The sequence below is a fragment of the Frigidibacter sp. RF13 genome, from assembly GCF_026626305.1.
GTDB lineage: Bacteria > Pseudomonadota > Alphaproteobacteria > Rhodobacterales > Rhodobacteraceae > TMP-24.
In genome coordinates this window covers 343,109-355,541 of sequence record NZ_JAPNUE010000003.1, presented here as the reverse complement: position 1 = coordinate 355,541, position 12,433 = coordinate 343,109, and the positions used below count along the sequence as shown (strand labels likewise).

The window sequence follows — 12,433 nt, the reverse complement described above, 5'->3', positions numbered from 1 at the left end:
GGGCCCGCTTTGGCCCCCCCCCCCGGCGCGGGGGGGGGGGTTGGGGGGGTCGGGGGTGGGGGGGGTTTTACCGGCCCGCGCTCCGGGGGCGCCGATCCGCCGGGAGGGCTCTGCCCTCCCGGACCCTCCCGGAGTATTTGGGGACAGAACGTGAGGACAGGATGTTTCAGACATTCGAGGTGACGGCAGAGCCGCGTCATGGGGCCGCACGGCTTGGGGCGCTCCGGGCAGCGCTGGCGGCGGCGGGGCTTCAGGGCTTCATCGTGCCGCGCGCCGATGTGCATCAGGGCGAATATGTCGCCGACTGTGACGCGCGTCTGCAATGGCTGACGGGCTTCACCGGCTCGGCCGGGTTTTGCGTCGTTCTGCCGGAAGTGGCAGGGGTGTTCGTCGATGGCCGCTACCGGACGCAGGTGAAGGGTCAGGTGGACCTCACGGTCTATACGCCGGTCGACTGGCCGGAGGTGAAAGCGGGCGACTGGATCACCGAAAGGGCACCGGCAGGCGCGCGGATCGGCTATGACCCCTGGCTGCACACCGCGCGCGAGATCGAGGAGATCGAGGCGCGGCTGGCCGGGACCGGGATAGGGCTCGTGGCGGCGGCCAATCTCGTCGATGCGGTCTGGACCGACCGGCCGACGCCGCCCTGCGGAAAGGTTGCCGTTCACCCGATTGAACTTGCTGGCGAAAGTTCAGCAGACAAGCGGCGGCGGCTGGGCGGTCAGCTCGGCCGTGAGGGTCAGGCGACGGCGGTTCTGACGCTGCCGGATTCGCTGTCCTGGCTTCTCAATATCCGCGGCGCGGATATTCCGCGCAATCCCGTCGTGCAGTGCCTGGGGCTTCTGCAGGCCGATGGCAACGTCGATCTGTTCATCGATCAGGCGAAGCTCGGGCCTGAGGTGCTTGCGCATCTCGGCCCGAGCGTGCGGATCGCGGCGCCCGAGGCGTTCGAGGCGGCCTTGAGAGAGCTGCGGGGCAGGATAAGGGTCGACCGGGCGACGGCGCCGGTGGCGGTGTCGCGTATCCTCGCCGAGGCAGGCGCCGAGGTCGTCTGGGGGCAGGATCCCTGTCTTCTGCCCAAGGCGCGCAAGAATGAGGCCGAGATCGCCGGCATGGTCGAGGCGCATCTGCGCGACGGGGCGGCAATGGTTGAATTTCTCGCCTGGCTCGATGCGGAAGTGCCGAAGGGCGGCATGACCGAGATCCGCGCGGTGACCGCACTTGAAGGCTTCCGCCGCGCCTCGAACGCGCTTCGGGACATCAGTTTCGAGACAATCTGCGGGTCAGGCCCCAACGGCGCGATCATGCATTATCGGGTGAGCGAGGAGAGCGACCGGCCGTTCGGCGAAGGCGAGATCGTGGTGATCGATTCGGGCGGGCAATATCTCGATGGCACCACCGACATCACCCGGACGGTGGCCATCGGCGCGCCCGGGCAGGTGGAGAGGGACTGTTTCACCCGTGTCCTGCAGGGCATGATCGCCATCTCGCGGCTCAGATGGCCGAAGGGCGTTGCAGGCAGCCATCTGGATGCGATTGCGCGCTATCCCTTGTGGCTCGCACATCAGGATTTCAACCATGGCACCGGCCATGGCGTGGGCGCCTATCTGTCGGTGCACGAGGGGCCGATGGGGCTGTCGCGGCGCTATGATGTGCCGCTTGAGGCGGGGATGATCCTGTCGAATGAGCCGGGCTATTACCGGGAGGGCGCTTTCGGCATAAGGATCGAAAACCTGCTGCTGGTCGAGACGGCGGTGGTGCCGGAGGGCGGCGACGCCGAACGCGAGATGCTTTGCATGCGGACACTGACCTTCGTGCCGATCGACAGGCGGCTGATCGCGGCGGGCCTGATGACGCGCGCCGAAGTCGACTGGCTGAACGACTATCACGCCGAGGTGGCCGCGAAGATCGGGCCGCGTGTGTCGGAGGCTGCGCGCCGCTGGCTGGATGCGGCGACGGCACCCCTCTAGCTCAGGCGCGCCCGTCGAGGCTCAGGAGCGTCCGGTAAAGCTCGGGCCGCCGGTCGCGGAACAGGCCCCAGCTGCGGCGCAGGTCGTGGATTGCGCCGAGGTCGAAACTGGCAGTCAGGATCGTCTCGTCCGCGCGTCCCGCCTTGGTGACGAGCTGCCCGCACTGGTCTGCGATGAAGGAAGAGCCGTAGAAGGTGACGAACCTGTCCCCCTGCTCTTCGCGCCCGATCCGGTTCGAGGCGACGACCGGCAGGATATTGGCGGCCGCATGGCCGCGCATCACCATTTCCCAATGCGGCTGGCTGTCATAGCCGGGCGCGGGCGGTTCCGAGCCGATGGCGGTCGGATAGAGGAGCATCTCTGCGCCCTGAAGCGCCATCGCGCGGGCAGCCTCGGGAAACCACTGGTCCCAGCAGATGCCGGTGCCGATCCGCCCGAAGGCCGTATCCCAGACGCGAAAGCCGCTGTCGCCGGGCGAGAAGTAGAATTTCTCCTCATAGCCCGGCCCCTGCGGGATGTGGCTTTTGCGGTAGAGGCCGAGCGCCGTGCCGTCGGCATCGACCATGGCGACCGAGTTGAAATGCGCCGTACCCGCGCGCTCGAAGAAGCTGACCGGTAGAACCACGCCGAGCTCGCGCGCAAGGTCGGCGAAACGGGCGACAATCGGATTGCCCTCGTAGGGAAGCGCATGCGTGAAATAGGCTGGGTCTTCGGTGATGCAGAAATAGGGGGTGGCGAACAGTTCCTGCAGGAGCACGACATTCGCGCCCTCGGCGGCGGCCCGGCGGACGAGACCTTCGGCGCGATCGAGGTTCGCTGGCAGGTTCCAGGAGCAGGCGAACTGTGTGGCGGCGACGGTGACTTTTGACATGCTTCTTCCCCTGACGGTGAGCGGGCGCCAAAGATCAGCGAGGGGGCCTTGCGCCCCCTCGCGCTCCCCCGCAGGATATTTAAGAACGGAAGAGGGGGAAGAGGCATTTTGCCACGGGAGACGGAATGGAAGAGAAGGGCCGCTACCCGCGCCTGCGACTGAAGCTGATGATCGGACCGGGCCTCTGGATCGGGCCGGGCAAGGCCGACCTGCTGGAAGGGATTGCCGCAACCGGCTCGATCTCGGCCGCAGGGCGGCGGATGGGGATGAGCTACAAGCGCGCCTGGGGGCTTGTTGAGATTTTGAACGCGATGTTCGACGCGCCTCTGGTCGCCGCCTCGCGCGGCGGGGCCGGGCGGGGCGGCGCGGCGCTAACGGCGTGCGGGGCCGAGGTTCTGGCGCTTTACCGCCGGATGGAGGCCGAGAGCAGCAGGGCGAGTGTGGCAGAGATCGCCGCGATCGCGGCGCTGCACGCCGCTGCGGCCCGCGAGAAATAGCGATTGCCTGCCATACCTCTGCCGTTATATCCGTATGGAAATAACGGAACACCAACATGATCCGCCTGCTGCTCGTCGTCTGCCTTTTGCTGCCGTCCGCGCTACGTGCCGACACCGCTCTGATCGCGGTTGCGACGAACTTTGCCCCGGTGGCCGAGGAGCTGGCGCAGGCCTTTGCGGCCGAAACCGGCGATGAGATCAGGATCACTGCCGGGGCGACCGGCAAGCTTTCGGCCCAGATTGCCGCCGGTGCGCCGTTCGATGCCTTCCTGTCGGCGGACAATGCGACACCGGCCCGGCTGCTCGCCGAAGGTCTGGCCGTCGAAGGGACGGCACGGCCCTATGCGCTCGGCCGTCTCGCGCTCTGGTCAGCCGATCCGGTCCGCGACCTTTCCGATCCGGCGGCGGCGCTCCGCGCCGCGCGCCATGTGGCAATCGCCAATCCCGATCTGGCGCCTTACGGTCTTGCGGCAATGGAGGTACTGGACCATCTGGGACTGACCGGGGAGGTCCAGCCAAAGCTCGTCACCGGAGAGAATATCGGTCAGGCTTTCAGCATGGTCGCGAGCAAGGCGGCGGATGTGGGCTTCATCGCGGCTTCCTCGCTGACGGCAGAGACCGGCGGCAGCGCCTGGGCGATCCCGGCGGAGGATCACGCGCCGCTCATCCAGTCTGCGGTCCTTCTGGCCCATGGGGCAGACAACAAGGCGGCGGCGGGTTTTCTGGCCTTCCTCGCCTCCCCGGTGGCGCGCGAGATGATCGGCAGCGCGGGCTACGGCCTGCCATGAGCCCTCAGCCATGACCGCCCTGCCCGATCTCGCCCCCCTCTGGCTGACCTTGCGCCTCGCGGCGCTGGTGACGGCGCTTCTCCTTCTTCTGGGCACGCCGCTCGCCTGGTGGCTCGCGCGCAGCCGCGCCCGCCTTGTGCCTCTGATCGAGGCGCTGACCGCGCTGCCCCTCGTTCTGCCGCCCACGGTGCTGGGCTTCTACCTGCTCCTTGCCTTCAACCCGCAAGCACCCCTTGGCGCGGCTTGGGTCTCACTCACCGGCGAGACACTCACCTTCTCCTTCGCAGGCCTCGTTCTGGCCTCTCTCCTCTATTCCCTGCCCTTCACCGTCCAGCCGCTGCAGGCGGCCTTTTCCGCCCTTGGGCCTGCTCCTCTCGAAACCGCCGCGAGCCTCGGCGCCCGGCCCTTCGATGCCTTCCTGACAGTGGCACTCCCCCTGTCGCTGCGCGGCTATCTGACCGCCGCCGTCCTGACCTTCGCCCATACATTGGGCGAGTTCGGCGTGGTCCTGATGGTCGGCGGCAATATCCCGGGCGAGACGCGGCTGATCTCCATCGCCATCTATGAACAGGTGGAGCGCGCCGACTACCCCGCCGCACATGTCCTTTCGGCCCTTCTCGTCGCGCTTTCCTTCGCCGTGCTTCTGGCCCTGTACGCCATCAACCGCCGCGCCGGGCGCAGCTCCGGGCGCCGCGCATGACCGACCTTCACCTTGCATTCCGCCTGCCACACGGCCCCCGGGGGATCGAGATCGACCTCACCCTGCCCGACCCGGGCCTTACCGCGATATTCGGCCCCTCCGGCGCGGGCAAAAGCTCGATCCTGCGCGCCGTTGCCGGGTTCGAGCGTACGGGAGGGCTGATCCGCTACAGCGGCGAGACATGGGAAGACGGGCGCGCCTTCACCCCGCCGCATCGCCGCCGCGTGGGCATGGTCTTCCAGGCGCCGCGCCTGTTCGACCATCTCGACGTCGAGGGCAACCTCACCTATGCCGCCCGCCGTGCCGGATGCCTGAACGAGGTCCGCCCCATGGCGGACAAGTTCGGCCTCACCCCCCTTCTCGCCCGCAAGCCCGCGACGCTCTCGGGCGGCGAGGCGCAGCGGGTGGCGCTCGTCCGCACGCTCCTGTCCCGTCCCCGCCTTCTGCTGATGGATGAACCGCTGTCGGCCCTCGATACCGCAAGCCGTGCCGCCATCCTGCCGCTGATCGAACAATTGCGCGACGAAGCGCAGCTGCCGATCCTTTATGTCAGCCATTCGCTTGCGGAAGTCGCCCGCCTCGCCACGCGCACGATCGCGCTTGCCGAAGGACGGGTGCAGGCCCAGGGTCCGACCGCCGGCGTTCTGTCCGACCCGCGCGCCGCCCGCGCTTTCGGCGCGGAAGAACCGGGCAGCCTGATCGAGGCCCGCTATGCGGGCACGGAGCCGCAGGGCCTCTGCCGCCTGTCCCTGCCCGAAGGTCAGCTGATCCTGCCCGCGCTCCAGCCCGAGCCGGCACCGGGCGAAATGTTGCGTCTGGTGATCCGCGCCCGCGACGTGATGGTCGCGACCATCCCGCCTCTTGGCCTCAGCGCGCTGAACATCCTGCCCGCCCGGGTCACCGCACTGACCGACCTCGACGCGGCATCGGTCGACGTCCAGCTGACGGCGGCCGGAACCGCGCTTCGCGCCCGCCTCACCCGACGCTCGGTCGAGACGCTGAAGCTCGCGCCCGGCGCGCCCTGCCATGCGATCGTGAAATCCGTGGCGCTCGCGCGCGACTGAACGGCCTCAGGGCAAGAATTGCCCAAGCGCCTGCCAGTAGGTCAGGCTGCGGTCGAACCGGCCATTGGCAAGGAAGGCCTCGACCTGGGCGATCACCAGGGGATTGTTCATCATGAACGTATGGGTCACCGGCAGCACGATATGATCGTTCATCCCCCGGATCTTCGTCGCCTCGACCGAGACCTTTCCATCGTCCGCCCCGCCGATCACATAGGAATAGATCGGATTGAGCGACCGGTCGCCCGCGATCACTCCCAGATCGAACCGCGCCATGCCCAACCGGTTCGGCACGCTCGCGGGATCGGTCCCAAGCTCCAGCCCCGCCGGTCCATTCACCCAGTCGAAAAGCGTCAGCCCCCCGAACGCATCCACCAGTTCCGACCCTTTGTTGGGCGGGGCGAGCATCACCACGCGCCCCATATGCTTCGGCCGGTGATCGTCGAGCCAGGCGCGGGCAAGGATGCCGCCCATCGAATGGGTGACGAAATCCACCCGTTCCTCGCCACAGGCAGCGACCGCTGGCGTCACGTAGAAACGCACCAGATCCTCGATCGGCGCCTCGGTCGAGGGATAGGCCGAATTCACCACCCGGTAGCCGCGATCTTCCAGCGCCCGCTCCATGATCCGCAGCGACGCATCGGTGCGCGCCAACCCATGCAGCAGCACCACGCATTTGGCCTGCGCTACAGGCGCGGCAAGAAGCAGGAAAAGAAGGATCAGACCACGGATCATGGCCCTGAAATAGTCGCCCCCGGGGCCGCGCGCCACCCTTTCGCTCCGCGCCCTTGCGTCACCGGCGGTCGACAGGCACTCTCCCGCTCATGAAGCACCGCTCACCCCGCCTTGCCGTCCGCGCCATCCTTATGCATCAGGATAGGCTCCTCCTCGTCAACGCCTATCCCGGCACCCGGTCCGACCTCTGGTGCGCCCCGGGTGGCGGGGTCGAACCCGGCACATCCCTGCCCGACAACCTGCGTCGCGAGGTCCATGAGGAATGCGGCATCGAGGTCGCCGTCGGCCCGCTCGCTCTTGTGAACGAATTCCACGATCCCAGATCGGGCTTTCACCAGGTCGACCTCTTCTTCCGTTGCAGCTTCGCGGGCGGTGAACTGCCGACCAATTGGCGCGATCCCGAAGGGGTTGTCGCACGCCGCCGGTTCTTCGGGCGACGGGAACTGGCCGGGATAAGGCTGAAACCCGACAGCCTCGCCGCCATCGCCTTCGCGGGGTCAGCCCAGGCGCATTACGACCCGCTTGAGGAAATCGTGCCATGAGCCGCGCTTTCGTGAAGGAGGACGGGCCGGACAATGCGCCCCTCCCCGACCTGCCGCTTTCGCCGCATCCGAACTACGTCACCCCGCGTGGGCTCGCCGCGCTGCAACAGCGGCTCACCGACACCCAGGCCACCCTCGCCGCCCTCAAAGCTCGCCCGGACCGGCTCGACCGGCTGCCCGAACGTGCTGCCGAGCGTGACATCCGCTACCTGACCGCCCGGCTCGCCAGCGCGATCCCGACACCGCCCCCCGAGGCGCCGCACGAAGCCGCCTTCGCCACCCGCGTCACCGTGGCCGACGAAGAGGGCGCAGAAACCACCTATGAAATCGTCGGTGAAGACGAGGCTGACGCAAGCCTCGGCCGCATCGCTCCCCAGTCCCCCCTCGCCCGTGCGCTCCTCGGCGCGCATGTGGGCGACCTCGTCACCTGGCGCCGCCCGGCGGGCGCGACCGAGCTAGAGATCCTCAAGATCGAACCGCTGCCATGCTGATCCGCCCGCTCCACCCAGTGACCGACCGTGCCCTTGTCGAGCGGTTCTTCCACGAGGCCGCCGACTATATCTGGCTCGAGCGCGATGCCGAGCCGGACGCCGAGGTCACGGACGAATATTTCACCGCCCATCCGCCCGGCATCGACCCCACCACCAGCTACCGCGCGGGCCTCTTTGACGGCGATCCTCTCGCAGGCCTCGCCGATCTCGCCTTCGGCTATCCCGAACCGTCCGATGCCTTCCTCGGCCTGATGATGTTCACCCCCGCCGCACGCGGCCGCGGCCTCGGGCGCGCCTTCCTTCATCATCTCGAAACCGAGGCCCGCCGCCGCGGCGCCAAAAATATCTACATAGCCGTCCTCGAAGCCAACCCGCGCGGCCGCGCCTTCTGGGAGCGTGAAGGCTTCCGCCTCTCGCTCGCCAACCGCCCCATCACGCTCGGCACAAAGACCCAGATCGCCCACCGCATGGGCAAAGCACTCTGACCCTCTTCATCTTGGCCCAAATACCTCCGCCGGAGGCAGCCGAGCCGCCGCGGCCCGGCCGGGGCGGCGAGAGATCGCTTGACCCCGCGCGCTCTGCGCGGGGTCGCCTCTGGATCAGAAAGTTCAGTCGCGCACCGGTCGGGAAGACAGCGCTACGCCCCCCAGCACCAGAAGCGCCGCAACGGCGAGCCGCAGGGTGACGGGCTCGCCCAGGAACAAGAAACCGCCCGCCGCCGCGATCACCGGCGCGGTCAGTTGCGCCACAGCCGCCCGCGACGGTCCGAGACCGGGCAAGACCAGATACCAGAGCGCATAGCCAAGACCCGAAGTCACCGCCCCGGAGAGGATCGCCAGAAAAAGGCCGCCAGCGCTTGCCCCTTCGAGCGCCACGCCCCCGGGCAGGGCCATGCCGATCAGCAAACCGGGCACCACCGCCAGAAGGAAATTCCAGGCCGTCGCCCCCAAAGGATCGTCTGCCCCCCGCGCCGCGAGCGAATAAACACCCCAACCCGCTCCGGCCGCGAGCATCAGGCCCGCATGCGGTGGGCTCACCGCGAGCCCTGCCCGCGCCCAGGGCGCAAAGAGCCACAGAAGCCCGGCAAAGGCCAGAAGCGCCCCCGCCCAGCGCCGCCCGGGTACCGGTTCCTTGAACAGGAGCGCCCCCGCGAACATGGTGATCTGGACCATCCCGAAAAGGATCAGCGCCCCAACGCCTGCATCGAGCTGCCGGTAGGCAAGCGAGAAGCCGAACAGATAAAGCAAGAGCGAAAGTGCCCCTAACAGCCGCCGCCGTCCGGCCCCGGGCCAGAGGCGCCGCCCCTGCAGCCCGTAACGCACAAGGATAAAGAGGCCGAGCATCGCCGCCCCGGCGAGCAGGCGCACGACGGCAAAAGGCACCGGCTCGATCAGCCCGCCCGCCACCGCGACCCGGTTCAGGACCGAATTGGCGGCGAAGGCGACCATGGTCAGCGCGGTGAGAAGAAAGAGGCGCACGAACGGACCCTTACAACAAAGCCGGACGGCGGATGCCGACCCTGCCCAGACCGATACCGGACCCGATGCGCCGAAAGCTACTGGCGAACCGCTGCCGCATGCCTTCCTGCATGGCGATCACGGTCGGGTAGCAGCGGCAGGACGCCGTCGATATCATGCCCATCTTCCTTGGGAAACCAGCGGTCTATGGTCCGGATCAGACGTGGATCGCCCGACAGGAACAGCCGCCCCTCGTCGATTTCGCGGGCAATCGACGAACGTCCCAGCATGATGGCGGCCATCGACACCGTCGTCACTTCAACATAGATATCGACTTCCGTGCCAGGGTCCGTGGTGCAGAGGTCAACCTCCGATCCAGGCTGCGTCACCAGCCAATATCGGTCACTGCCGCGTTCGACCGTCCCGAAGTGAAAGCGCATGACGATACGCCGGGGCGGCAATTCCTGAACCTTCACATAGCGCCGCGCGCCCCACATCATGGTCGAGACATTCGGCTCGCCGATGGCAATCTCGGCCTCGATATTGCGCTGCGCCCAGTGAGCCAGCGCGTCAAGCGCGGGTTCGAGCGCGATCGCCTTGGCGGTTCGGAAATAATCGACTGTGCCGGCCGCCCGGTCCTCCACCCGGTCGACGAGGCCCATCGCCTCCATCTCCCGCAATCGTCGCGACAAGAGCGCGGGCGACATATGGCCAAGCCCGCGCCGGATATCGTTGAACCGGCTGGACCCGCCCCACAACTCGCCAAGGATCTGGATGGTCCAGCGCGGCTCGAGATATTCGCAGGCCTTCGACAACGGGCAGATGATACCATAGGGCTTGTTTGGCATTGGGTCCCCTCCCGCGGCCAGCCTACGACAAGGGCGCACCTGCGATCCAGTTCACATTGTGTAGCAGGTTCGCTTCACTCCCGGAACTGGCGGCATTCCGGGACGCCCCGCATGCTGGCCCCACGCAACAGCCTGCATGGAGGCATCCAATGAACCGCTCAAGCCACCCGGCCAACGGATATTCGCAAACCCAGATGCCGACTTTTGGCGCGGTCGGATGGCTGATGGCGATCCAGAGCCATGCCGATCACCAGTCTGACCGCTGGCGCGGCGAGCGATTTCCCGACCGTCCCGCCGATATCGACCCCGCACCGGCAGGGTCCGCCGACAGGGAAACGCTTGGGCGAAGGGTGTTCGCATCGCTGACCGGCTGGCTCCGCGCGGGTCCGGCCGCCCAGAAACGGGGGGCCTAGGCGCCAGCCCTCATGCAGAAAGGGGCGCCGTCGGGCGCCCCTTTCACTACTACCCGGAACGGGAGGTCTTACATCATCCCGTCCATGCCGCCCATGCCGCCGCCCATCGGCGCCTTGTCCTCTTTCGGACGCTCGGCGATCATGGCTTCGGTGGTGATCAGAAGACCGGCGACCGAGGCCGCATCCTCAAGCGCGGTGCGCACGACCTTCGCGGGGTCGATGACGCCGAACTTGAACATGTCGCCATATTCCTCGGTCTGGGCGTTGAATCCGAAGGTCTTGTCGTTCGACTCGCGGACCTTGCCCGCCACGACCGACCCGTCGACACCGGCGTTTTCGGCGATCTGGCGCAGCGGCGCTTCCAGCGCCTTGCGGACGATCGCGATGCCGTTGTCCTGGTCGGAGTTGGCGCCCTTCAGGCCCTCGAGCGTCTTGGCCGCCTGGATCAGCGCCACGCCGCCACCGACGACGATGCCTTCCTGAACCGCCGCACGGGTGGCGTTCAGCGCATCGTCCACACGGTCCTTGCGCTCTTTCACTTCCACTTCGGTCATGCCGCCGACGCGGATCACCGCAACGCCGCCCGCCAGTTTCGCCACACGTTCCTGCAGCTTCTCGCGGTCGTAGTCCGACGAGGTTTCCTCGATCTGGGCACGGATCTGGCTGACGCGCGCTTCGATCTCGGCCTTCTCACCGGCGCCGTCGATGACGGTGGTGTCGTCCTTCTTGATCAGGACGCGCTTGGCGCGGCCAAGCATGTCGAGGCCGACATTTTCCAGCTTCATGCCGAGATCTTCCGAGATCACCTGACCGCCGGTCAGGATCGCGATGTCCTGCAGCATGGCCTTGCGGCGGTCGCCGAAGCCCGGCGCCTTGACGGCGGCGATCTTCAGGCCGCCGCGCAGCTTGTTCACCACGAGCGTGGCAAGCGCTTCGCCTTCCACGTCTTCGGCGATGATCAGCAGCGGCTTCTGCGACTGGATGACCGACTCGAGCAGCGGCACCATCGGCTGCAGCGACGAGAGTTTCTTCTCGTGCAGCAGGATGAGGCAGTCATCGAGTTCTGCCGTCATCTTGTCGGCGTTGGTGACGAAATAGGGCGAGAGGTAGCCGCGGTCGAACTGCATGCCCTCGACCACTTCGGTCTCGGTCTCGAGGCCCTTGTTTTCCTCGACGGTGATCACACCTTCATTGCCGACCTTCTGCATCGCGTCGGCGATCTGGCGGCCGATCTCGGCCTCGCCATTGGCCGAAATGGTGCCGACCTGGGCAACCTCGGCCGAGTCTGCGACCTTGCGCGACGCGGCCTTGATCGCTTCGACGACTTTCGAGGTGGCAAGATCGACGCCGCGCTTCAGGTCCATCGGGTTCATACCGGCGGCAACCGCCTTCATGCCTTCCTTGACGATCGCCTGCGCGAGAACGGTGGCGGTGGTGGTGCCGTCGCCCGCTTCGTCATTGGTGCGGGAAGCGACTTCCTTCACCATCTGGGCGCCCATGTTCTCGAACTTGTCTGCGAGTTCGATTTCCTTGGCGACCGAAACGCCGTCCTTGGTGATGCGGGGCGCGCCGAACGATTTCTCGATCACCACGTTGCGGCCCTTCGGCCCAAGGGTGACTTTCACGGCGTCGGCGAGGATGTTCACGCCGCGCAGCATGCGGTCGCGGGCATCGGTATCGAATTTGACGTCCTTAGCAGCCATCTGGCTTCTCCTTCGGATGTATGTGGATGGGGGAAAGGGTCAGTCTCAGGCGATGATGCCGAGAATGTCCGATTCCTTCATGATCAGAAGTTCTTCGCCGTTCAGCGTCACTTCGGTGCCCGACCATTTGCCAAAGAGGATACGGTCGCCGGATTTCACCGACATCGGGATCAGTTCGCCCGAATCCTTGCGCGCGCCCTCGCCCACGGCGACAACTTCGCCCTCGGCCGGCTTTTCCTTGGCGCTGTCGGGGATGATCAGCCCGCCCTTGGTCTTATCGTCGCTCTGGACGCGCTTGACGACAACGCGGTCATGCAGCGGTTTGAAAGCCATCTGGTAACACTCCCTTGGGTTTCC

At 66.9% G+C, this 12,433-nt stretch carries 15 protein-coding genes; 9 read left to right on the top strand and 6 right to left on the bottom strand.

Annotation, left to right across the window (positions count from 1 at the left end; all coding sequences use genetic code 11):
* Positions 1–161: 161 nt before the first annotated feature.
* The gene (locus tag OU426_RS09875) at positions 162–1,970 is read left to right on the top strand and encodes an aminopeptidase P family protein (protein ID WP_267633785.1); all 1,809 of its coding nucleotides are present in this window, start codon (positions 162–164) and stop codon (positions 1,968–1,970) included.
* A gap of 1 nt (position 1,971) precedes the next feature.
* Here the strand turns inward: OU426_RS09875 and aguB are convergent, their stop codons facing one another.
* Positions 1,972–2,841, bottom strand: coding sequence for an N-carbamoylputrescine amidase (gene aguB / locus OU426_RS09870; protein WP_267633784.1), 870 nt, complete (start codon positions 2,839–2,841; stop codon positions 1,972–1,974).
* 125 nt (positions 2,842–2,966) lie between these two features.
* Here aguB and OU426_RS09865 point away from each other — a divergent pair, with 125 nt between their 5' ends.
* Genes OU426_RS09865 through modC form a run of 4 tightly spaced genes read left to right on the top strand, consistent with a single transcriptional unit; the run spans position 2,967 to position 5,890 of the window.
* Positions 2,967–3,338, top strand: coding sequence for a winged helix-turn-helix domain-containing protein (locus OU426_RS09865; protein WP_267633783.1), 372 nt, complete (start codon positions 2,967–2,969; stop codon positions 3,336–3,338).
* Positions 3,339–3,394: 56 nt separating this feature from the next.
* A complete protein-coding gene (gene modA, locus OU426_RS09860; RefSeq protein WP_267633782.1) occupies positions 3,395–4,126 on the top strand; it encodes a molybdate ABC transporter substrate-binding protein in 732 nt (243 codons plus the stop codon).
* Between the two features lie 10 nt (positions 4,127–4,136).
* The gene (modB, locus tag OU426_RS09855; RefSeq protein ID WP_267633781.1) at positions 4,137–4,826 is read left to right on the top strand and encodes a molybdate ABC transporter permease subunit; all 690 of its coding nucleotides are present in this window, start codon (positions 4,137–4,139) and stop codon (positions 4,824–4,826) included.
* Entirely contained in the window at positions 4,823–5,890 is a 1,068-nt protein-coding gene (modC, locus tag OU426_RS09850) for a molybdenum ABC transporter ATP-binding protein (RefSeq protein WP_267633779.1), read from the top strand. Before modB ends, modC begins: the two co-directional genes overlap by 4 nt.
* Positions 5,891–5,896: 6 nt before the next feature.
* On the opposite strand, the gene OU426_RS09845 is transcribed toward modC, so the two are convergent.
* Positions 5,897–6,622: an alpha/beta fold hydrolase gene (locus OU426_RS09845; protein WP_267633812.1), complete on the bottom strand. Its 726-nt coding sequence runs from the start codon at positions 6,620–6,622 to the stop codon at positions 5,897–5,899.
* An 89-nt stretch (positions 6,623–6,711) separates the two neighbouring features.
* On the opposite strand from OU426_RS09845, the gene OU426_RS09840 reads away from it, so the two are divergent.
* From OU426_RS09840 to OU426_RS09830, 3 genes are read left to right on the top strand one after another with little or no spacing between them, the layout of a single operon-like run.
* Complete coding sequence (locus OU426_RS09840; protein ID WP_267633778.1) at positions 6,712–7,164, top strand: NUDIX domain-containing protein; 453 nt, start codon at positions 6,712–6,714, stop codon at positions 7,162–7,164.
* Positions 7,161–7,655 (top strand): GreA/GreB family elongation factor, encoded by a 495-nt coding sequence (locus tag OU426_RS09835; RefSeq protein WP_267633777.1) that lies wholly within the window; start codon positions 7,161–7,163, stop codon positions 7,653–7,655. Before OU426_RS09840 ends, OU426_RS09835 begins: the two co-directional genes overlap by 4 nt.
* On the top strand, positions 7,649–8,140 hold the full coding sequence (locus tag OU426_RS09830; protein ID WP_267633776.1) for a GNAT family N-acetyltransferase: 492 nt from the start codon (positions 7,649–7,651) through the stop codon (positions 8,138–8,140). The genes OU426_RS09835 and OU426_RS09830 overlap by 7 nt, the downstream gene beginning before the upstream one ends.
* 123 nt (positions 8,141–8,263) lie before the next feature.
* Here the strand turns inward: OU426_RS09830 and OU426_RS09825 are convergent, their stop codons facing one another.
* Both OU426_RS09825 and OU426_RS09820 read right to left on the bottom strand, forming a co-directional pair.
* Complete coding sequence (locus tag OU426_RS09825) at positions 8,264–9,133, bottom strand: DMT family transporter (RefSeq protein WP_267633774.1); 870 nt, start codon at positions 9,131–9,133, stop codon at positions 8,264–8,266.
* Positions 9,134–9,210: 77 nt separating this feature from the next.
* Positions 9,211–9,960: a winged helix-turn-helix transcriptional regulator gene (locus OU426_RS09820; protein WP_267633773.1), complete on the bottom strand. Its 750-nt coding sequence runs from the start codon at positions 9,958–9,960 to the stop codon at positions 9,211–9,213.
* Between the two features lie 149 nt (positions 9,961–10,109).
* Between OU426_RS09820 and OU426_RS09815 the strand changes: the two genes are divergently transcribed.
* Positions 10,110–10,373 (top strand): hypothetical protein, encoded by a 264-nt coding sequence (locus OU426_RS09815; RefSeq protein WP_267633771.1) that lies wholly within the window; start codon positions 10,110–10,112, stop codon positions 10,371–10,373.
* 68 nt (positions 10,374–10,441) lie between these two features.
* Here OU426_RS09815 and groL read toward each other — a convergent pair whose 3' ends face one another.
* Together groL and groES are read right to left on the bottom strand one after the other, a co-directional pair.
* Positions 10,442–12,076: a chaperonin GroEL gene (gene groL / locus OU426_RS09810; protein WP_267633769.1), complete on the bottom strand. Its 1,635-nt coding sequence runs from the start codon at positions 12,074–12,076 to the stop codon at positions 10,442–10,444.
* A 45-nt stretch (positions 12,077–12,121) separates the two neighbouring features.
* On the bottom strand, positions 12,122–12,409 hold the full coding sequence (gene groES, locus OU426_RS09805) for a co-chaperone GroES (RefSeq protein ID WP_267633767.1): 288 nt from the start codon (positions 12,407–12,409) through the stop codon (positions 12,122–12,124).
* Positions 12,410–12,433 lie beyond the last annotated feature (24 nt).